This is a genomic window from Pseudonocardia xishanensis, from assembly GCF_039541715.1.
GTDB classification, from domain to species: domain Bacteria; phylum Actinomycetota; class Actinomycetes; order Mycobacteriales; family Pseudonocardiaceae; genus Pseudonocardia; species Pseudonocardia xishanensis.
The window spans coordinates 54,905-75,329 of the sequence record NZ_BAABGT010000029.1 but is presented as its reverse complement, the minus strand read 5'-3'; the positions used below and the strand labels follow the sequence as shown (position 1 = coordinate 75,329).

Below are 20,425 nucleotides of genomic sequence, written 5' to 3'. Positions count from 1 at the left end.
CTCGCAAACGCCCTCCGGGCGCACGTTTCGTGCCGTCAGCGCGCTGAGATCGCCGATTGTGTGCGCTGAGCGCGGTGGTGGTCGTGCTGGGCGCACGTTTCGTGCGGTCCGGCGCTCACGGCGATCCGGACGCCACTGAGCGCACGTGTGGCGTCGGCAGGGCCTCCGGAGGTCGCCGGGTGGGGGATGCTCGCCGACGATGGTCGTCGACGTCGTGGTGGTGGGAGCCGGGTCCGCCGGGTGTGCGCTGGCCGGGCGGCTCGCCGAGCGCGGGGACCGGACGGTGTGTCTCGTGGAGGCGGGCCCGCCGTCGACCCTCCCGGACGTGACGAGTGCGGCCTCGCTCGCCGCGACCGTCCCGGGCCATCCCCTCAACTGGGCCTACACCGCGTCGCTGGTCCGGGACCGGGTGGTCGTGGTGCCTCGCGGTCGGGTCGTCGGCGGCTCGAGTGCGATCAACGGGGCGTACTTCGTCCGGGCGGTGCCGCAGGACTTCGCGGACTGGGCCGTGCCGGGGTGGGGGTACGCGGACGTCCTGCCCTACTACACCGCCCGCGACCTGGACCTCGGCCACGGTGTCGGCCCGCTGCAGCTCCGGCGTCCGGCCGGCGATCTGCTCGCCTCGGTCACCCCGGCGTTCCTGGCGGCGTGCGAGGCGCTGGGCTATCCGGCCGAGCCGGACAAGAACGCGGGCGGACCGCCGGGGGCGGGGCTGATCCCGTCGAACGCCGCGGAGGGGGTGCGGATCAGCACCGCGGCCGCCTACCTGCCGCCGCCGTGGGGTGCGGCGCCTGCTCGGGCGGTCGGGGGTGGTGCGGGGCCCGGCCTCGCGACACCGACGGTGACCGTGCGCCCGGACGTCCGGGCGCTGCGGGTGGTGTTCGCGGGGTCGCGGGCCGTCGGCGTCGAGACCACCGTGGGGACGATCCAGGCGGGTGAGGTGGTGCTCGCCGCGGGGGCGGTCGGATCGCCGCACCTGTTGCTGCACAGTGGGATCGGGCCCGCCGAGGTGCTGCGCGGGGCCGGGGTGTCGCAGCGGGCGGACCTTCCGGTGGGGCAGGGGTGGTCGGACCATCCGAGCGTCTACCTGCCGTTTCGGTGGCCCGGCCCGCCGCCCCATCCGGACGCCGTCGCCGGGCAGGCCTCACTGAACCTCGACTCCGGCTCGGACCCGGCCGGGGACCTGGAGATCCTGCTGTTCGCCCGACCGTTCGGCCCGGACGGGCCGGTGCACCTGATGTGCGCGCTGCAGCGCCCGGAGAGCCGCGGATCCCTGGAGATCACCTCGGCCGACCCCCTCGCGCCGCCCCGCCTCGACTACCGCTACCTGCGCACGGAGGCCGATCGTCGACGGCTGCGGGCCGCGATCCGGGTGGCCGCCGACCTGCTGCGCGCCGCGGGTCTCGACCGGACCGAGCCCGAGGGCTTCGTGCTGGGCAACGACCGCCGCCTCGACGGCTGGATCCAGCAGGTCCTCACGACCTCGGTCCACCTCTGCGGCAGCGCCGCCCTCGGCCGCGTGGTGGACCCCGAGCTCCGGGTCCTGGGCCTCGAGGGGCTACGGGTGGCGGACACGAGCGTCCTGCCGGTCGTCCCGCGGCGCGGGCCCGCCGCCACCGCGGTCATGATCGGCGAGCGCGCCGCCGCCCTCCTCACCGTGTGAGGGACGAACCGACCCGAAACCCGCCCCGCCGCCCTGGGGCCGGACACCGGGGCGCGCGAGTCCGCCCCCACCGCCCGCGAGTCCCACACCAGCGCCCACGAGTCCCCCGTCACGAGCCGGTCGTCGGCGGTGTCGGCGACGTAGACCCGGCGGCCGTCCGGGGAGGCGGCGATGCCCGCCGGGCCGGGGTTCAACCGGGTCGCGGGGGAGACGTCCTTTCCGGTCTCGAGGGCGATCGCAACACGGCGCCGCTGCGCGCGCTGACGTAGACCCTCGTGCCGTCGGGGGAGAAGGCGGTGTGGGCGGAGCCCTCCGAGGTGCGCACGCTCTGGATGACCTGCCCCGAGCGGGCAGAGGGCAGCGAGACCACGCCGGTGCCGTCCGCGAAGGCGAGGACGTCCGCGAGCCCGGTGCGCCGCTCGAGCACGACGTTCGTGGGCACCCGGTCCAGTGGCGCGCCCGGGATCATGCGCCCCTCGCGTTCGAGCAGGTCCAGGCCGCAGGCGCCGCCGCCGGGCGCGGGGGACCCGGATCCGGCAACCCGTCGACGGCCACGCCGCCGCCCGCCGGTCGAATCCGCCACCCGTGTCCCTTCCGCGCCGTTCGGGCGCTAGGCGATCACGCTGCGCAGCGGCCCGGTAGAGCTACGGTGAGGTCGTGACGAACCCGTTCCTCGCGCCGAGCGCGCTGCCGTACGGCCTGCCGGACTTCGCCGCCATCACCGACGACCACTACCTGCCCGCGTTCGAGGCCGGGATGGCCGAGCAGCGCGCGGAGATCGAGGCGATCGTGGCCTCGGGGGAACCGACGTTCGCCAACACGATCGAGGCCCTGGAGCTGTCCGGACGCATCCTGGACCGCGTCTCGCGGGTCTTCTTCAGCCGCGCCGGTGCGGACACGACGCCGCGAATCGAGGAGGTCCGGGCCGCCGTCGCGCCGATGCTGGCCGCGCACGCGGACGAGATCTCCCTGGACCCGCGCCTGTTCGCGCGGATCAGCGCCGTCCACGATGCCCGCGCGGAGCTCGATCCCGAGTCCCGACGGCTGGCGGAGCGCTACTTCACCGACGCCGTCCGGGCCGGGGCCGAGCTGGGGCCCGCGGACCAGGACCGGCTCCGGGCGCTCAATGCGGAGCTGTCCTCGCTGTCGACCACGTTCTCGACCCGCCTGCTGGCCGGCGCCAACGCGGCGGCGGTGCACGTCCACGACGTCGCGAAGCTGGACGGGATGTCGCCCAGCGCCATCGCCGCGGCGGCCGCCGCGGCCACCTCGCGCGGACACGAGAGCGGCTTCCTGCTGACGTTGGTGCTGCCCACCGGACAGCCCGTCCTGGGGTCGCTCACCGACCGTGAGCTGCGCCGGGAGGTCTTCGAGGCCTCGACCGGGCGCGGCGTCGGCGGGGAGTTCGACACCCGCGAGACGGTCCTGCGGATCACCGCCCTGCGCGCCGAACGGGCCCGGCTGCTCGGCTACCCGACGCACGCGGCGTACGTCATCGAGGACTCCACGGCCGGGTCCGTGGACGCCGTCGCGGCCATGCTGGCGGACCTCGCACCGCCCGCGATGCGCAACGCGGACGCCGAAGCCCTCGACCTGGCGGGTTCCGGGGTGCTCGAGCCGTGGGACTGGGCGTTCGAGGCCGAACGGGTCCGCCGCGAGCGGTTCGAGATCGACGCGGCCCTGCTCCGTCCGTACCTGGAGCTGGAGTCCGTCCTGACGCACGGTGTGTTCCATGCGGCCGAGGAGCTCTACGGCATCCAGCTGCACCCCCGGCACGACCTCGTCGGCTACCACCCGGACGTCCGGTTCTGGGAGGTGTTCGACGCCGACGGCACCCCGCTCGGCCTGTTCGGCGGCGACTACTGGGCGCGGGAGTCCAAGCGCGGCGGCGCGTGGATGAACGCGCTCGTGGGGCAGTCGTTCCTGCTCGACGAGAAGCCCGTCGTGATGAACACGCTCAACATCACCGAGCCCGCGCCGGGTGAGCCGACGCTGCTCACGATCGACGAGGTCCGCACGCTGTTCCACGAGTTCGGGCACGCGCTGCACGGGTTGTTCTCGGCCGTGCGGTACCCGACCTTCTCCGGGACGTCCGTGCCGCGGGACTTCGTGGAGTTCCCGTCGCAGGTCAACGAGATGTGGCTGGAGCGGCCGGAGATCCTCGTGCGGTACGCGCGGCACCACGAGACCGGCGAGCCGCTGCCCGCCGCGCTGCTGGAGAAGCTGCTGGCCAGCCGCGCGTACGGCGAGGGCTTCCGGACCACGGAGTACCTCGCGGCGTCGCTGCTGGACCAGGCCTGGCACACCCTCACCGTCGACGACCGGGTCTCCGACGTGCTCGAGTTCGAGGCCGAGGCCCTGCGCAAGGCCGGGATCGCGCACCCGCTCATCCCGCCGCGCTACCGCAGCACCTACTTCAACCACGTCTTCGCGGGCGGGTACTCCGCGAGCTACTACTCCTACATCTGGTCCGAGGTGCTCGACGCCGACACGGTCCAGTGGTTCGAGGAGAACGGCGGGCTGAAGCGGGAGAACGGCGACCGCTTCCGCCGCGAGCTCCTCTCCCGAGGCGGTTCGGTGGACGCCATGGAGGCCTACCGCGCCTTCCGAGGCCGCGATCCCGAGATCCGCCCCCTCCTGGAGCGCCGCGCCCTCACCTGAGCCCGCCCGAGTCGCGAGCCCCCCACTTCCGACGCGCGAGTCCCCCGTTCCCGACAGGCGAGTCGGACATCGGGGCCCGCCTGTGAGGGAACGGCGCTCTCGTCCCTCCAGGTACGCATGGGCGGCACGGATTCGCCGTCGCGGTGGGGCCCACTCGGAATCGCCCGGTTGGTCGGCGGCGTTGTCGAGACGTGCGGATTTCGCTCCTGGATCGCAGCCGGACCCGACGCGGCGAACCCGACTCCGCCGCCGTCGTCGGCACGGTCGAGCGGGCTCGGCGGGCCGAGGAGCTAGGGTTCCACCGGTTCTGGGTCGCCGAGCACCACGCCGTCCCCGGCATCGGCTCCGGCGCACCGACCGTGCTCATGGCCGCCGTCGCGGCGGCGACCGAGCGGATCCGGGTGGGCTCCGGCGGGGTGATGCTGCCCAACCACCAGCCGCTGGTCGTCGCCGAGCAGGTCGGGGTCCTCGCGGCGCTGCACCCGGGCCGGATCGATCTCGGCGTGGGCCGCTCCCTGGGCTTCACCGCACCGGTGCGCCGTGCCCTGCGCAGCGACGCCCGCGACACCTTCCGCGAGGACCTGGACGATCTGCGGGCCCTGCTCGACGGAACCGCCCCCGTCACCGCGCGCCCGCGGCTCGACGCGCCCGTGCCGCTGTTCGTGCTGGCCACGGGCAAGGGACTCGCGGTGGCGGGAGACCTGGGGCTCCCGGTCGTCGTCGGCGGGCCGGTGCTCGACGATCCGGCCGCGCTCGCCGACTACCGCGCCCGAGCGGGGGCCGCCGCCCACGTCATCGTGTCCGCGGACGTCCTGATCGGTGCCCCCGAGCTCGCCCTTCCGGAGGCCTGGGCGCTGGCCGCGGCCCGGACGACCGGGGAGTTCCCCCCGCTCGAACCGCCCGATCCCGCTCGACGGATGACCGACCGGCAGCGCGGCGCGGTCGACAGGGCGGTGGCGCGGACCCTGGTCGGCGACGAGCTGACCGTCGCCTCCCGGCTGGACGACCTGCTCAGCCGCACCGCGGCCGACGAGCTGATGATCAGCTCGTCCACCTGGGACCGAGCCGCCCTCGCCGAGTCCGACGCGAAGGTCGCCGCCCTCCTCCGCTGAGCTCGGACCCCGGGCCGCCCGCCGTCCTCGGTACGAGACCGAGGGGCTCTCGGCGGTCAGCGTCGGACTCGCCCGCTGTGGTGTCGGACTCGCCCGCTGTGGTGTCGGATTCGCGCGCGGTGGTGTCGGACTCGCGGGTCCGGGGTGGGGCTCGTGGTCAGTGGGCTCGCTGGAGGCGGCGGCGGTGGAGGAGGAGCATCGCACCGCCCGCCAGCAGGCCCCAGAACGCCGAGCCGATACCCAGGAACGAGACGCCCGCCGCCGTCACCACGAACGTGACGATCGCGGCCTCGCGACCCTCGGGCTGCGCGACCGCCGACGTCACGGCGCCTGCGAGGGCGCCGAGGAGGGCCAGACCCGCCACCGCCTCGACCAGGACGGGCGGAGAGAGCAGGAGCAGGGCCGTCGCCAGGCCCGCGCCGAGGCCGAGGACCGCCAGGCCGATGCCCGCCGTCACCGAGGCGATCCAGCGGCGGCCCGGGTCCGGGTCGGCGTCCGGACCCGCCGCGAGCGCGGCGCTGATGGCTGCGAGGTTGACGGCGTGTCCACCGAAGGGCGCCGCCGCGAGGGTCATCAGCCCCGTCGAGACCAGGATGCCGCGCAGCCGCGGGACGTAGCCGTACTGCGCGAGGACCGCCATGCCCGGCACGTTCTGCGAGGCCATGGTGACCAGGAACAACGGCAGGCCGATCCCGATCAGGGCCGAGAACGAGAACGTCGGCGTGGTCCAGACGAACGCGGGCGCGAGGTCCACCCCGCCCAGTCCCTGCCCGGTCACGGCGATCGCGACGACGGCCACCACCAGCGCCGCGGGCACCGCCCACTGGCGCGCGAACCGGGCCATCACCGCCCACACGACGATCACCGGCGCCGCCGGCAACGGCACCTCGTGCAGGGCCTGCACCGGCGCGAGACACAGCTGCAGCAGCACCCCGGCGAGCATCGCTCCGGCGATCGGCCCCGGGATCGCGGCGATGAGCCTGCCCAGCGGGCGCACCAGCCCGGCGACCACGATCAACGCCCCACACAGCAGGAAGGCGCCCTCGGCGGCGGCGAACCCGCCGTCGGGCACCCCGGAGGAGATCAGCAGGGCGGCGCCGGGGGTCGACCACGCGATGCTCACCGGCATCCGGGTCCGCAGCCCGAGTACGACGGCCACGATCCCGGATCCCACCGCCACCGCCAGCAGGCCGGACGCCGCCTGGCCCTCGTCCGCCCCCGCGGCCCGCAGCCCGGTCAGGACGACCGTGAACGACCCGCCGAACCCGACGATCGCCGTCACGATCCCGGCGAGCACCGGCCGAGCGATCCCGCGCACACATGCCTCCTGACCTCTGACGACGCCACGGACCCGCACCGGACGTCCGACTCACGCGTCGACACCGGGGGACTCACGGGTCGGGGTGTCCGACTCGCGGTACCGAACGGGACTCACAAGCGTTCCGTTTACGGAACGGTGGCAGGATAGCTCACATGGAGTCCGCGCTACCCGACGGTGCCGCCCACGTCGGGCCGCGGGTGCGTGCGTTGCGGGCGGAGCAGGGGTTGTCGCTCTCGCAGCTCGCCCGCCGCGCGGGACTCGGCAAGGCCACGCTGTCCGGGTTGGAGGCGGGGACCCGGAACCCGACCCTGGACACCCTGCACTCGGTCGCCGCGGCGCTGGGGGTGCCGCTCACCGCGCTGGTCGCGGAGAGCGCCCGCATCCAGGGCGCGGCCGTCGACATGGCCCTGCTCAAGGTCTTCGAGGACGGCCCCGCGACCTACGAGCTCTATCGCATGCGGATCCCGGCGGGAGCCGCGCAGACCTCGCCGCCGCACCATCCCGGCGTCACCGAGCACGCGACCGTCTTCGCGGGGGAGTTGCGGGCGGGTCCGCTGGACGCGCCGGGCGTGGCGGGCCCCGGCGGGTATCTGGAGTGGGCCGCCGACACCCCCCACGGGTACGCGGCGACGGGAGGGCAGGACGTGCACGCGTCGTTGCTCATCCGGTACCCCCGGTGACCCGTCGCCGCCCTGTGACATCGATTGATCACTGTACGTAGAACGGGTGTCGAGGTTGACCTGTTCGGCGGATCAGCTCGCTAACGCAGCGAGGCTGCCGATCGACAGGAGGGGTGACAGCCCCCTGCCGAGCGGACCCGACCATGACCGTGCAGACCCTCGAGAACGAGGCCGACGAGACCCCGACCGCCCGCATCCCGGTGCAGCGAGCACCCCGAAACCGGCTCGAGCTCGGGCCGCGGCACACGGGGCCGCGCACCTGGGTCGAGTCCGCCGCCCGCGTCCGCTGCATGCGCCGCCACGCCCGGATGAGCCGGTGGCTCGCCCTGTTCGTCGTGCTGGCCGCGCTCGCTGCGGCCGCCGTGATCTGGCAGCTGGCCGACGGCCGCCCCCTGGAGCTGCTGCGCGAGGGTCGCGTCCTGCTCGAGCCCGCGGTCGAGGGACTGCGCAGGCTGCTCTGAGTCGTCGTGCGCGGTCGACGGTGCCCCAGCACCATCGACCGCGCACGGCTCGTCGTCAGGCGGAGTAGATCCGCACCCAGTCGACCTGCATCTGGGCGTTGCCGGGGTTGCCCTCGCCGGGGAAGTAGTCCAGCTGGATGGTGGGCGCCATCTTGCCGGGCGGCAGGGTGTTGCCGTCCGTGCTGCGGAACCACTCCTGGCCGTCGATGTAGCCGACGACCGCGTTGTCGGTCCATTCCACGGCGTAGTTGTGCCACTGGGTGATGTCGAGCTTCTTCGTCTCGGAGACCTGGTTGTTGGCCGCTCCGTAGTGCAGGAAGAACGACACGTCGTCCGCGGCGCTGTTGGTCTCCGCGAAGTCCACCTCGCCGCCGCGCGGCCACTCGATGTCCGTGGGCCACAGGATGAGCACCGGGTGGTACTCCGCGCTGCCCGCCGGGAACTTGGCGCGCATCTCGTAGCGACCGTGGCGCTGGGCCTCGTTGAACATCATGCCGCCGGTATTGCCGTTGGCGTCCCCGCGGATGGTGAGCACGCCACCGCCGGTCGAGACCGCGTCCGGCGTGCGACGGCCGTTGTTGCCGTGGCCCGCGCCGTCGTAGACGCCCCACTTGCCGAGGCCGCCGTCGAACTCGTCCCCGCCGGTCTGGCGCCAGCCGAGCCGACCCGCGGCGGTGCTGCCGTCCCCCGCGGGCGCGGCCGCGCCTGCGGCGGCGCGCCCGGCGTTGCGGCCGGGGTTCGCCTGGGCCTGCGTGGCCGGCGGCGGGGGAGTCGTGGTGGCCCGGTCCTTGGCCGCTCCGACGACGTTCGCGAGCCCACCCGGGGCCGGGATCGGGGCGACCCCGGTCGTGGTGCTGTCCGACGCGCCCTGTGCGGTGTCCGACGAGACCAGCGAGGCCGAGAGGTCCGGCCCGTCGTCCGAGACCGGCTGCAGCAGCAGGACGACCATCGTGGCGACCAGGATCGCGGCGGCCCCGACGGTGAGCGGGGCCAGCCTGCGGACCGTCGAGCGCGGCGCCCGCCGACGGCCGCGGCGCGGCGGCTCGGGGGCCTCGCGCTCGATGACGGTGTCGGGGCTCTCCGGGGGAGGCGCGTCGTCCGAGGCGGCCTCGGCGTGGACCGCCACGAGGTCGTCGATCGCGACGACCGGCATGCCGGTCATCGGGCTGATCGGGGACGGCCCGTCACCTTCGAGGACCGGGAGGCCGTGCGGTGTCGTGGTGGTCGGTTCGGGGTCGTCCACCAGCAACGTCGCGTGGGTCAACAGGCCGGGCTCGGGGGCCGGGTCACCGTCGGAACGGGGGGAGGGGAGCGTCGAAGTCGGGGCGACCGTTCCGGAGGCACGACGACGACGGCCCGTACGCACAGTGGGGAGTCTGTGCTCTGCGGTGATTCGTGCGACCAGCTCGTGGGGATCGAGCCGGTCCTCCGCAGCGGAGGGTTTCCGTCGCATGATGGGGAACCATATTGATCGTGGGTGGGGAGCCGGCCCGAACCTGAGAGCCCGGGTTGCGCCAGCGCGCCGACAGGTCGTCGAACGGCGCCGGAGCGGCCCGGTGTCCCCGGATTCCGCGCGGACGTTACCCCATTCAGCCTAATAAGGCTCTCAGGCGACGCCGTTCGTCGGGTCCAGAGGCACCGCTCGAACCGTTGGCAGATTGTGATCGCCGGTCTTTCGGTCCAGTCTGTCCGTGATGCTCCCCGCCGCTCCCCCGGGGTCCACCGTGTTCGTTCCGTCGCAGGCGACGGCACGATCATCCGTGCCCCCGTACGCCCCCGTCCTCGTGGCGCTGCCCCCGACCGCCGCGTCGGCGTCCGTGCTGCGTTCCCTCCGCGCAGAAGGCATGCGCGCCGACCCCGCCGGAGACGGCATCGCCGTCCTCGACGCCATCCGCGCCGCGCCGCCCGCCCTCCTGGTGCTCGACGTCGACCTGCCCGGTCCCGAGCACGCCGCCGTGCTCGCCGCGGTGCACGCCGAGGCGCCGGGCGTGCCGGTCGTGGTGCTGACCCCACGCGAGCGGCGCAGCGCCGTGCTCGCGCAGCTCCGCAGCGACCGGGACGACTACGTCGTCCGCCCGTTCGCCGTCGACGAGCTGAGTGCCCGGATCCGGCTGCGCCTGCGGCTGACCGGCGCCGTCGGGCACGCCCTGATCCGCCGTGGCGAGCTGGTGGTGGACACCGAGCTCGGTGACGTCAGCGTCGACGGCGTCCCGGTGTCCCTGTCGCCGACCGAGTTCTCCCTGCTCACGGCGCTGCTGTCCGAGCCGGGCGCCACCGTCTCGCACGAGGAGCTGGCCACCCAGGTCTGGTCCGAGCCTGCCTCGGCGAACCTGGTGCAGGTCTACATCTCCTACCTGCGGCGCAAGATCGGCGCCGAGCGGATCCGCACCGTCCGCGGCGCCGGGTACGTGCTGGAGGGATAGCCAAGGACACGACGACGGCCGCCCCGGGATCACCGGGAGCGGCCGTCGTCGGGTCGTCGGTCAGGCGTGCGAGCGCGACCGCCGCCCGACGATGAGCCGGTAGATCGCGAGCAGGATGACCGCGCCGACGAAGGCGATCAGCCAGGTGCGGAACTCCCAGAAGCTCCCGGTGCCGACGCCGAACGCGGCGGAGCTGATCCAGCCGCCCAGCAGGCCGCCGACGATGCCGATGATGCAGGTCACGATGATGCCGCCCGGGTCCTTGCCCGGCATGACCAGCTTCGCGAGCGCACCGACGATCAGGCCGACGACGATCCATCCGATGATGCCCATGGTTCCTCCTCCGTGGTCGCACCGGGTTCTCCGGGCAGGCCGTTCGTGTCCGCCACGGGAATGCCCGGTGATCGTCGGAGACAAACGGACCGTGATCGGATCGTTCCCGAACGGGGGAGTTCCCCCGGCGGTGTGCATCCGGCAGGGGAAGGCTCGATAACACTTCGGTGGAGGTGGCCGCCCGCGACGGTCTTCTCTGCTAGTCAGGTGCCCCGCGAGGCAGCCGAGGGGAGCTGCCCGTCCATCAGGAGGAACACCGTGACCATCTCGTTCTGGGGCATCATCTGGACGATCATCATCGGGCTCGTGCTCGGGGTGATCGGTCGGCTGATCCTGCCCGGCAAGCAGAACATCCCGATGTGGCTGACGATCCTCGCCGGTGTGGTCGCCTCCATCGTCGGTTTCCTCATCGCCAACGCCCTCGGCGTCGCGACGACCAACGGGGTCGACTGGATCGAGCTGATCATCAAGATCGTGCTCGCCGTCGTGGCCGTCTGGGGCGCCACGAGGCTGTACGGCAACCGGGGCGCCAGGGCCTGACCCCACGCACGACTCCGCCCCCGGGCCGAGGTCCGGGGGCGGAGTCGTGTGCTCAGTGCACCAGGCGCAGCGTGAGCGGGTAGCGGAAGTCCACGCCCTGCGAGGCCCGCATGGTTCCGAGGATCACGCAGGCGGCGTAGAACACGCCGTAGAGCGGCAGCAGCACCAGGCCGATGCCGAGGAAGATCAGCAGACCGAACACCACCGTGTAGACCAGCGCGTTGATCTGGAAGTTCAGCGACTCCACCGCGTGCGCGCGCACGTACGACGAGTCCCCGCCCTTGACCAGCAGGACGATCAGCGGCGCGAACAGGCCCAGCGCGAACCACGCGGAGACGAAGCTGAGCACGTGGGACGCCATGGCCCAGTTCCGCTCGTCGTCGCGCGGCACGACCGGTCCGCCGCCGGAGGGGTACGGGTAGCTCATACCCCCATGGAACACCTGCGGGACCGCGCCGGCATCAGGGGGAAACCCTGAACGTGGAGGCGGCGGCGAGGAACCGGTCGTCCTCCTCCGCGTGGGTGACGGTGACCCGGACGCCGTCCGGGTGGAAGGGCCGCACGACGACGTCCTGGGTGAGGCAGTGCGCCGCGAAGTCCGCGGTGCGCTCGCCGAGGGCGAGCCACACGAAGTTCGACTGGGTGTGCGGCACGGTGAACCCGGCCGCCACCAGCGCCTCCCGCACGCGGACGCGCTCACCGACGGCCTCCTTGCAGGCCGCCAGCAGGTCTCCGGCGTGGTCCAGCGCGGCGATCGCCGCCGCCTGCGCCAGCGAGCTCACGCTGAACGGCGCGCACACCTTGCGCAGCGCGGTGGCGATCTCGGGGGAGCTGAGCGAGTAGCCGACCCGCAGGCCCGCCAGCCGGTAGGCCTTGGAGAAGGTCCGCAGCACGACCAGGTTCGGGTAGCGCTCCAGCAGCGGGATCCCGTCCACGGCCTCGGGATCGGTGACGTACTCGTGGTAGGCCTCGTCCAGGGCCACCACGACGTCCGGCCCCACCGCCGTCATGAACCGCTCGAACTCCGCCTTGTGCACCACGGTGCCGGTCGGGTTGTTCGGGCTGCACACGAAGACCAGCCGGGTGTCCGGCGTGACTGCCGCGGCCATGGCGTCCAGGTCGTGGCGGAAGTCGCCGTCCAGCGGCACGGTCACCGACCGGGCGTTGCCGATCTGCGTCACGATCGGGTACGCCTCGAAGGAGCGCCAGGCGTAGACGACCTCGTCCGTGGTCTCCCGGCAGGTGATCTGCACCAGCTGCTGGCACAGGCTCACCGAGCCGCAGCCGACGGCGATCCGCTCCGCGGCCACCCCGCGCTCGGCCGCGAGCCGCTCGGTCAGCGCGACGACGCCCAGGTCCGGGTACCGGTTGCCCGCCGCGGCGGCCTCGGCGATGGCGGCCAGGACCGGCGCCGTCGGCGCCAGCGCCACCTCGTTGCTCGCCAGCTTCAGCGCGCCGGGGATCGCCCGCCCCGGGACGTACGCGGGCAGGGAGTCCAGATCCGGCCGGATGAGCGTCATGGGGGTCACGGTAGCCCGGGCCACGAACCCGGCCCCCACATGGAAGGCTGTCCTCATGAGCGAGATCCGCACCGAGGCGGTCCCCCTGGTCGACGGCAGCGACCTGCGGCTCACGGTGGCGGAACCCGACGGCCCCGCGCGCGGCGGGATCGTCGTGCTGCACGAGGCCCGCGGGGTCACCGACACGGTGCGCAGGCTCGTCGAGGGCATCGCGGGGGACGGCTGGCTCGTCGTCGCCCCCCACCTGTACCACCGTGACGGCGCGGACGAGCTGGACGGCGACCGTGCCGAGGTGGACGACCACGTCGCCCGGCTGGACGGCGAACAGGTCATGGCGGACACCGACACCGCGTTCGGCTGGCTGGCCGAGCACGAGGTGAGCGCGGACCGGATGGGGGTCGTGGGGTTCGACCTCGGCGGCAGCGTCGCCATGCTGGTGGCCGCCCGGCGCACCCTCGGCGCCGCCGTCACCGTGGCGGGCGGGGGGATCTCCGAGCCGCTCGGCCCGCTGCCCACGCTCGTCTCCGCCGCTCCCGAGCTGACCTGCCCCTGGCTGGGCATCTACGGCGACCGGGACGACGCCGACGAGCTCGACGGGCTGCTCACCGCCGCCCGCGAGTCCGAGGTCGCCACGGACCTGGTCACCTACCCCGGGCGCGGCCACCGCTTCGACGACGATCCCGGCACGGCCGAGGACGCCTGGCAGCGCATGCTGAACTGGTTCGACTCACACTTGCGTTGAGCACGAGGGGACCGAGAGGACACGATGAGCCCATGACTCTCGACGCCGCGGTCCCCGAGGTCCTCTGGTCCCCCTCCGCCGAGCGGGCGGCGGGGAGCGCGATCGCGGAGTTCGCCCGGTGGGTGGGCGAGCACCGGGGCGTCGAGCTGCCGTCGGACACCGACTACGCGGCCCTGCACGCCTGGTCGGTCACGGACCTGGACGGCTTCTGGTCGGCCGTCGCGGAGTTCTGCGGAGTGCGCTGGCGAGACGAGCCGACCGCCGTGCTGGGCTCCCGCGAGATGCCCGGCGCGCAGTGGTTCCCGGGCGGCACCCTGAACTACGCCGAGCACGCCCTCGCCGCGGGCGAGGACTCCGACCTGGCGGTCCGCTTCGCGCGCGAGGACGGGCTGGAGCGCACGCTCACCCGCGGTGAGCTGCGCGAGCAGGTCTCCCGGACCCGCGCCGGACTGGTGCGGGCCGGGGTGGGGCCGGGGGACCGGGTCGTCGCGCTGGCCCCGAACTCGATCGAGACCCTGGTGACGTTCCTGGCCGTGGCCTCCCTCGGCGCCGTCTGGTCCTCCTGCTCGCCGGACTTCGGGGCCCGCGCGGTGCACGACCGGTTCGCCCAGACCGAGCCGACGGTGCTGCTCGCCGTCGACGGGTACTGCTACGGCGGCAAGCGCTTCGACATCCGCAAGACCGTCTCCGCCCTGCAGAAGCAGCTGCCCACGGTGCGGCAGACGGTCCTGGTGCCCTATCTGGACGAGGCGGCGACCCTGGACGGCACCACGCCGTGGGCGGAGTTCACCGCCGAGGCCGGGCCGCTGGTGTTCGAGCCGGTCCCCTTCGACCACCCGCTGTGGATCCTCTACTCGTCCGGCACCACCGGGCTGCCCAAGGGCATCGTGCACGGGCACGGCGGGATCGTCCTGGAGCACCTCAAGGCGCTGCGTCTGCAGAACGACCTCGGCCCGGGGGACCGCTTCTTCTGGTTCACCACCACCGGCTGGATGATGTGGAACTTCCTCATCGGCGGTCTGCTGGTGGGCTGCGAGATCGTGCTCTGCGACGGCAACCCCGGCCACCCGGACCTCGGCACGCTGTGGGCCCTCGCCGAGAAGCACCGCGTCACGCTGTTCGGGGTGTCCGCGCCGTTCGTGCAGTCCTGCCTCAAGGCGGGGCTCCGGCCGCGGGACACCTACGACCTGTCCGCGATGCGGGCGCTCGGCTCCACCGGGTCCCCGCTCTCGCCGGAGGGGTTCCGCTGGATCGCCGACGCCGCGGGCGAGCACATCCAGATCTGCTCGGTCTCCGGCGGCACGGACGTGTGCGCGGCCTTCCTCGGCTCCGCCCCCACCGTCCCGGTCTGGCTCGGCGAGCTGTCCGTGGCCGCGCTCGGTGCGGACGTCCACTCGCTGGACGAGGAGGGCGAGGACCTGGCGGACGAGGTCGGCGAGCTGGTCATCACCCGGCCGATGCCGTCCATGCCGGTGATGTTCTGGAACGACCCGGACGGCACCCGGCTGCGCGAGGCCTACTACGAGGACTACCCCGGCCGCTGGCGGCACGGGGACTGGGTGCGGGCCACCCCGCGCGGCTCCTTCGTGATCTACGGCCGCTCGGACTCCACCCTGAACCGGGGCGGGGTCCGGATGGGCACCGCGGACTTCTACGCCGTCGTCGAGGGGTTCGACGAGGTCGCGGACTCGCTGGTGGTCGACACCACGGCCCTCGGGTCCAGGGAGGAGGGGGCGCTGCTCTGCTTCCTGGTCCTCGCCCCCGGCGCGTCCCTGGAGGAGATCGAGCCGGTGTTGCGCAAGACCCTGCGCTCGGAGCTTTCGCCGCGCCACGTCCCGGACCGCTTCGTCCTCGTCGACGAGATCCCGCGGACGTTGAACGGCAAGAAGTGCGAGGTGCCGGTGAAGAAGATCCTGGCCGGGGTGGACCCGGACAAGGCCGTCTCCCGCGGAGCCCTGGTCAACCCGGACTCCCTCGCGCCCTTCCTCGCCCTCGCCGGGGGGCGGTGAGACCCCCTCGGCGGCCGTGTGTACTCTGTTGAGCGCTGGAGCCGAGAGGCCCCGGGAGGCTTCGCCTAGTCTGGTCTATGGCGCCGCACTGCTAATGCGGTTTGGGGTAACCCCCCATCCCGGGTTCAAATCCCGGAGCCTCCGCACCGGTCAGGCCGACTCCCGGGTCGGTCGGATCAGTAGGTATAAATGAAGAGCACGCGCCCGTAGCTCAACGGATAGAGCATCTGACTACGGATCAGAAGGTTAGGGGTTCGAATCCCTTCGGGCGCACCACGCGAGATCGGGCCCTGACCAGCTAGTTTGGTCGGGGCCCGACTTATTCCGGGACGACTGAAGTCGATCACGATCCACGGCGCGATCCACCAACGTTGCTAGCTTCCGACTTGTGACCGCCGTGGAGGAGCCGCCGACGCCGCGACAACGGGGCAGCATCCGCCGGATGCGCGACAGGTTCCAGGTGCGCGTGTCAGCTGGCGAGGACCCGAGCACGGGCGAGCGGATCATCCTCACCGACAGCGTTGCGATCGAGCAGCCGGGCAACGCCCGTTCCGAGCGGGCGGCGCAGAAGGCAGCTGAGAAGCTCCGTACGCGACTGCTGGCTGACGCTGACGACCTTAAGATCGCCCGTACTCGCGCGACCGTGGGCGCGCTCCTTGACCGTTGGATGGCCCAGCACGAGATCGACCCGACTACGCGCATGACGTACGAGGCACAGATCCGGATCTACATCCGCCCGAAGCTCGGCGACGTCCCGCTGGTCCTCTTCGTTCGCGAGGCCGCCGAGCGGCTGGAGCCCTTCTATGCGCGCCTGCGGAAGTGCCGCGGCCTCTGCAATGGGAAGCCGTTCATCGAGAAGCACGTCGTCGAGGGCGCGCACGACTGCGCCGCTAATGGGTGCAAGCCTCACCTCTGCAAGCCCTACGCGGCGTCGAGCGTTCGCTCGATCCACGCGATCCTGTCCGGCGCCTGTTCGGCCGCGGTGCGATGGGGCTGGATCAGCTTCAATCCGATGCCCTCGGTTCGCCCGCCGGCCAAGCCTCGTCCTCAGCCGAAGCCCCCGACTAGCTCGCAGATGGCTCGGATCGTGGAGACGGCCTGGGAGCTGTCACCGGAGTGGGGTCTGTATCTCTGGCTCTCGGCGATGCTGGGCGCCCGCCGCGGCGAAGTGGTGGCGCTGCAGTGGGAAGACCTGGACCTCGACTCAGGCATCGTCCGGCTGGACGAGAACTACGTCCGGACTTCGGACGGGATGGTGCTTAAGGACACCAAGAGCCACCAGATGCGTCGGGTGTCGATCGACGCTCCAACGGTCGATCTACTTCGAGCTCACCGCGACGACTGTGCTGCCCGCCTAGCTCTGCTCGGCGCTGAGTTGACGGATCGGACCTGGGTGTTCTCGGCTTCGCCGGACATGAGTCGCCCACGCGACCCGGCCTCCCTTACACGTAGATACGGCCGCCTCGTCGCGAAGTTGGGCATCGAGACGACGCTGAAGGAGTTGCGCCACTACTCAGCCACTGAGTTGCTGACGGCTGGTGTCGACCTGCGGACCGTGGCGGGCCGGCTCGGTCACGGCGACGGCACAACGACGCTGAGGCACTATGCAGCGTGGGTGGGATCCGCCGACCAGGTCGCGGCGGGGGTGGTGGGGAGCAGAACCCCGCTCGATCTCGCCTCGCTTCGTGGGCGCGGGAAGTGACGCCTGGCCCCGCGAGACGCCTAGACGAGCCGACTTCGCCCTCATCGATCACCGACTCCAGGACTCGAACTCATCCTCGCGCCTCCTCCTCCTCGTTAAACTCCTCCTAGCCCTTTCAAGATGCTGACACACATACTGCCCGCAGCCTCCCAGCATTCTCAAAGCCTTACTTGCCATCCCGGGGTGCCATAGTCTAACTTCAACTCGTCACTAACGCCTGCGACGAACTCACGGGAGGAAGCGTCATGACCCTGGTGCTGCGTATCGGCCACTACAAGACCTTGGAGGTGCCCGACTCGTTGGGGCGGGACTGGACGGGGTGGTTCCCCCGCATGACCGAGGCCGAGGCCTTCGAGGCCGGGCGCGGGGCGTGGAAGCTCGGCCCGCGCGCGGACAACGAGACCTTCGCCCTGATTACCGCGAACACCCCGCCGGACCGAGCCGTTCTGGCCGCGGTCGAGATCGAGTCGATCACCGCCCCGGACGCCGAGGGCCGTCGCAGCATCGTCGGCCGGGTCCTCGAGGCGGGCCACCCGTTCCGCGACGCCTATGTCGGGCACCACGACCCGCTGGACAACGAGTCCCGCAACCCCGTCGGCTACATCGATCTGCCCGAGGAGGAGCAGTATCGGCTGCGCGCCTGTGCGTGCGGATGTGGCACCGAGACCAAGCGCGACTTCTCACCCGGCCACGACCAGAAGGCCATCCACGACCGCATACGGGCCCACTTCGATGGCTCTACTCTGCGTTTCATCCACTGGATGGACCAGCACGGCCCGGCCGCGGCGGGCAGCGGAGAGGGGATCGGCGGCCTCGGCTACGACGAGCGTAATGGCCCGCCCGGAGAGGGCGACTGAGCTGCGTCCCGCCTCGATCAGCACCTCCGGGAGAACATCCTCATGGCTTTGAGCTGCCCCTCATGCGAGCTCTCGACCGTCGAGTACGCCGAGACCACCGAGGACGACCAGACCCGGCTGCGCTGCACCAGCTGCGCGCACCTCTGGCTGCACCGCCCTATCATCGTGGTCCCCGCTGCTCCCCCGGCCCGCACAGCCCGCCGCACCCGCACCCTCACTCTCGACGAGGCCAAGGCCTACTTCCCGACCGAGGACGACCTCACCGACGCCACCCGTACACGCGTCGCCAACCTGAAGCAGCAGTTTCTGGCGCGGCAGCCGGCGACTGATTCCCGTGTCGGCCCCTACTTCGCCCGCTACCGGCAGATCTTCTCCGCAGACGGCCTGCCCGCGGCCGACCCGGCCGATCTCAAGGAGTTCGCGAACAACTCCATCGGCGCGCACCCGGGCAACATGTCGGTGTTCAACCGCTACTGGAACAGTCTCGGCGACCAGGCCGCAGCCCAGCAGCTCCGCGGTGTCATTGACTACCTGCTCCGCGGCGCCGACGAGGCGGTCGAGGATCGCCTCGAGACCCTGATCAACCCGCGCAACCCGAAGGGTATGACCGGGTTTCGGGAGAGCCTGCTGACCCGCGTCCTGTGTGTCATCCACCCGGACCGGTTCCTGCCGATCCTGACCTACACCAGCGCGGCAGGGGGCAAGCGGGAGGTCGCCGCCACGGTCTTCGGACTCGAACTCCCGGCGCCCGAACGCACCTCGATGACCACCGGGCGGCTGGTGTTCTGGAGCAACGACCTGCTGTTGAAGCTGTGTGGACCCGGCTTCGTCGACGTCGCCCACGCCTCGGAGTTCCTCTGGTGGGCGAAGGACGAGTCGTGATCGGATGCCACTGGCCGCATCAGCGAGGACCGATCGGAGCGACGTGAGCGCCGGACGCAAGCAGGGTCGACCTCGCGCGGCGTTCCGTCCGGTCGAGGAGAAGGCGAAGTCTCCGAGCTCGGCTGCGCCCGGGTGGGCGGGCAAGAAGGGCCGCCAGACGCCCAAGCAGCTCTCCGCAGGTACCGGCCTGTGTCGAGTGTGCGGTCGTAGGAAGAAGCTGCGCGTCAACGATTTCATGATCAAGATGCACGGATCCCGCGACGATCCCAGGCAGAACTGCGGTGGAAGCGAGACCCGCCCGGCATTCGGGACCGTGGAGCCGTAGCGACTTCCGCGGTGAATGTAGCCACCTACAAGTTCGGACCCGATGGCAAGAAGAGCAGTCCTTCCGTGCTCCCAAGATCCCCAACAACGAAGCTTGCGCCGACGTCATGAGAGCAGGGAGGTTCGGCGCCGCGCTAGCGGACTCTGTAGCGTCGCCGAGGTGGGCGCATCGAGCCGGGTCGTGTCAGACGCCCAGCGGATCTCCGAGACGTTCGTAGCCCCATTAGGGCGGAGATGGGCCCACGTGCAGGCGGTCGCTCGCCGCGCGGCTGGACTGGGCTCAGCGGTCGCGGCTCCCGAGCGAGACGTACTGGTCAGCGCGTCGTGGCTTCACGACATCGGCTACTCCCCTGAGATCGGTCATACGCGCTTTCACCCGCTGGACGGCGCGCGCTACCTGCGTGACGAGGGTTGGCCCGAGACTGTGGTGAACCTTGTAGCCCACCACTCAGGCGCCAGGTTCGAGGCGACGCGGCGTAATTTGGCGGACGAGCTGGCGGAGTTCCCGTTCCCGGACGGGCCTCTGCTCGATGCGCTCGCACTGGCGGACCTGACGACCGGGCCCGCCGGAGAGCCGCTGACTTACGACGAGCGGATCGCGGAGATCCTGCACCGGTATCCGGAGGATGATCCGGTCCATCAGGCGTGGCTCGAGGCGGAGCCGGTGCTCCGCGAGTCGGTGCAGCGGGCCGAGGCTCGGCTCGCGGGCGGGTCAGCCTAGATACGGCTCGGTGCGGGCCTCGTCGAGCGCGTGGTCGATCCGCATCCGCATGGACTGATGGATGCTCAGGCCGGGCACGGCCGCGGGGTCGACCCACTTGGCAGCCTTGGTCTCAGTGCCGTCCTCGCGGGGCTTCTCGGACTCGTTGACGGGGACGGCGTGGAAGCAGAGTGAGAATTGTTGACGCACTTCGCCGTCGTCGTACTTCATGACGTGGCGGGGGTCTGTGTAGGTGCCGACGAGCCCGGTGAGTCGGACGTCGATGCCGGTCTCCTCACGCACCTCGCGCACCGCGGTGTCGGTGATGCTCTCTCCTGGGTCGTGCCCGCCACCAGGTAGCGCCCAGAAGTCGTTGTCGATCTTGTGGATCAGCAGTATCTGCCCGGCGCTGTTGCGCACGGCGACGGTCACTGAGGGGACGACGCTGTTGATGGCTGGCGCGGCCGGGTCGTCGAAGTAGTCGATGCGGGCCAT

20 protein-coding genes and 2 tRNA genes are annotated in these 20,425 nt (G+C 71.9%); 15 read left to right on the top strand and 7 right to left on the bottom strand.

Annotated features, from left to right (window positions below):
* Positions 1-199: 199 nt before the first annotated feature.
* Complete coding sequence (locus ABD993_RS11195; RefSeq protein ID WP_345415600.1) at positions 200-1,663, top strand: GMC family oxidoreductase N-terminal domain-containing protein; 1,464 nt, start codon at positions 200-202, stop codon at positions 1,661-1,663.
* 190 nt (positions 1,664-1,853) lie between these two features.
* Here ABD993_RS11195 and ABD993_RS11190 read toward each other — a convergent pair whose 3' ends face one another.
* Positions 1,854-2,246, bottom strand: coding sequence for a hypothetical protein (locus ABD993_RS11190; RefSeq protein WP_345415597.1), 393 nt, complete (start codon positions 2,244-2,246; stop codon positions 1,854-1,856).
* A 74-nt stretch (positions 2,247-2,320) separates the two neighbouring features.
* Between ABD993_RS11190 and ABD993_RS11185 the strand changes: the two genes are divergently transcribed.
* Entirely contained in the window at positions 2,321-4,324 is a 2,004-nt protein-coding gene (locus ABD993_RS11185) for a M3 family metallopeptidase (RefSeq protein ID WP_345415594.1), read from the top strand.
* 191 nt (positions 4,325-4,515) lie between these two features.
* Entirely contained in the window at positions 4,516-5,436 is a 921-nt protein-coding gene (locus tag ABD993_RS11180; RefSeq protein ID WP_345415591.1) for an MsnO8 family LLM class oxidoreductase, read from the top strand.
* Between the two features lie 157 nt (positions 5,437-5,593).
* Here ABD993_RS11180 and ABD993_RS11175 read toward each other — a convergent pair whose 3' ends face one another.
* Positions 5,594-6,754: a benzoate/H(+) symporter BenE family transporter gene (locus ABD993_RS11175; protein WP_345415588.1), complete on the bottom strand. Its 1,161-nt coding sequence runs from the start codon at positions 6,752-6,754 to the stop codon at positions 5,594-5,596.
* Between the two features lie 155 nt (positions 6,755-6,909).
* On the opposite strand from ABD993_RS11175, the gene ABD993_RS11170 reads away from it, so the two are divergent.
* Both ABD993_RS11170 and ABD993_RS11165 read left to right on the top strand, forming a co-directional pair.
* Positions 6,910-7,437, top strand: coding sequence for a helix-turn-helix domain-containing protein (locus ABD993_RS11170; protein ID WP_345415586.1), 528 nt, complete (start codon positions 6,910-6,912; stop codon positions 7,435-7,437).
* Positions 7,438-7,580: 143 nt separating this feature from the next.
* A complete protein-coding gene (locus ABD993_RS11165; protein WP_345415584.1) occupies positions 7,581-7,898 on the top strand; it encodes a hypothetical protein in 318 nt (105 codons plus the stop codon).
* Between the two features lie 55 nt (positions 7,899-7,953).
* Here ABD993_RS11165 and ABD993_RS11160 read toward each other — a convergent pair whose 3' ends face one another.
* Positions 7,954-9,162, bottom strand: a complete 1,209-nt coding sequence (locus ABD993_RS11160) for a glycoside hydrolase family 16 protein (protein ID WP_345415582.1) — start codon at positions 9,160-9,162, stop codon at positions 7,954-7,956.
* A 496-nt stretch (positions 9,163-9,658) separates the two neighbouring features.
* Between ABD993_RS11160 and ABD993_RS11155 the strand changes: the two genes are divergently transcribed.
* Positions 9,659-10,321 carry a response regulator transcription factor gene (locus ABD993_RS11155; RefSeq protein WP_345415579.1) on the top strand — a complete coding sequence of 221 codons (663 nt, stop codon included), beginning with the start codon at positions 9,659-9,661 and terminating at the stop codon, positions 10,319-10,321.
* A gap of 60 nt (positions 10,322-10,381) precedes the next feature.
* Here the strand turns inward: ABD993_RS11155 and ABD993_RS11150 are convergent, their stop codons facing one another.
* Positions 10,382-10,654 carry a GlsB/YeaQ/YmgE family stress response membrane protein gene (locus ABD993_RS11150; RefSeq protein WP_345415576.1) on the bottom strand — a complete coding sequence of 91 codons (273 nt, stop codon included), beginning with the start codon at positions 10,652-10,654 and terminating at the stop codon, positions 10,382-10,384.
* A 258-nt stretch (positions 10,655-10,912) separates the two neighbouring features.
* On the opposite strand from ABD993_RS11150, the gene ABD993_RS11145 reads away from it, so the two are divergent.
* Positions 10,913-11,194 carry a GlsB/YeaQ/YmgE family stress response membrane protein gene (locus ABD993_RS11145; RefSeq protein WP_345415573.1) on the top strand — a complete coding sequence of 94 codons (282 nt, stop codon included), beginning with the start codon at positions 10,913-10,915 and terminating at the stop codon, positions 11,192-11,194.
* Positions 11,195-11,246: 52 nt separating this feature from the next.
* Here the strand turns inward: ABD993_RS11145 and ABD993_RS11140 are convergent, their stop codons facing one another.
* Positions 11,247-11,621: a DUF4870 domain-containing protein gene (locus ABD993_RS11140; RefSeq protein WP_345415570.1), complete on the bottom strand. Its 375-nt coding sequence runs from the start codon at positions 11,619-11,621 to the stop codon at positions 11,247-11,249.
* Positions 11,622-11,655: 34 nt separating this feature from the next.
* The gene (gene hisC / locus ABD993_RS11135) at positions 11,656-12,714 is read right to left on the bottom strand and encodes a histidinol-phosphate transaminase (RefSeq protein ID WP_345415567.1); all 1,059 of its coding nucleotides are present in this window, start codon (positions 12,712-12,714) and stop codon (positions 11,656-11,658) included.
* Between the two features lie 55 nt (positions 12,715-12,769).
* On the opposite strand from hisC, the gene ABD993_RS11130 reads away from it, so the two are divergent.
* From ABD993_RS11130 to ABD993_RS11095, 8 genes are all read left to right on the top strand, one after another.
* On the top strand, positions 12,770-13,456 hold the full coding sequence (locus tag ABD993_RS11130; protein WP_345415564.1) for a dienelactone hydrolase family protein: 687 nt from the start codon (positions 12,770-12,772) through the stop codon (positions 13,454-13,456).
* Positions 13,457-13,488: 32 nt separating this feature from the next.
* Complete coding sequence (locus ABD993_RS11125) at positions 13,489-15,465, top strand: acetoacetate--CoA ligase (RefSeq protein ID WP_345415561.1); 1,977 nt, start codon at positions 13,489-13,491, stop codon at positions 15,463-15,465.
* A 54-nt stretch (positions 15,466-15,519) separates the two neighbouring features.
* Positions 15,520-15,609, top strand: a tRNA-Ser gene (locus ABD993_RS11120).
* A gap of 56 nt (positions 15,610-15,665) precedes the next feature.
* Positions 15,666-15,741 (top strand) — tRNA-Arg (locus ABD993_RS11115).
* 112 nt (positions 15,742-15,853) lie between these two features.
* Positions 15,854-17,167: a site-specific integrase gene (locus ABD993_RS11110; protein WP_345415558.1), complete on the top strand. Its 1,314-nt coding sequence runs from the start codon at positions 15,854-15,856 to the stop codon at positions 17,165-17,167.
* Between the two features lie 245 nt (positions 17,168-17,412).
* Positions 17,413-18,024: a hypothetical protein gene (locus ABD993_RS11105; RefSeq protein ID WP_345415556.1), complete on the top strand. Its 612-nt coding sequence runs from the start codon at positions 17,413-17,415 to the stop codon at positions 18,022-18,024.
* Positions 18,025-18,072: 48 nt separating this feature from the next.
* On the top strand, positions 18,073-18,906 hold the full coding sequence (locus ABD993_RS11100) for a hypothetical protein (protein ID WP_345415553.1): 834 nt from the start codon (positions 18,073-18,075) through the stop codon (positions 18,904-18,906).
* 568 nt (positions 18,907-19,474) lie between these two features.
* Complete coding sequence (locus ABD993_RS11095) at positions 19,475-19,951, top strand: HD domain-containing protein (protein ID WP_345415550.1); 477 nt, start codon at positions 19,475-19,477, stop codon at positions 19,949-19,951.
* Here the strand turns inward: ABD993_RS11095 and ABD993_RS11090 are convergent.
* The gene (locus ABD993_RS11090; RefSeq protein WP_345415547.1) at positions 19,943-20,425 is read right to left on the bottom strand and encodes an NUDIX hydrolase; all 483 of its coding nucleotides are present in this window, start codon (positions 20,423-20,425) and stop codon (positions 19,943-19,945) included. The two genes, ABD993_RS11095 and ABD993_RS11090, sit on opposite strands and share 9 nt — an antisense overlap.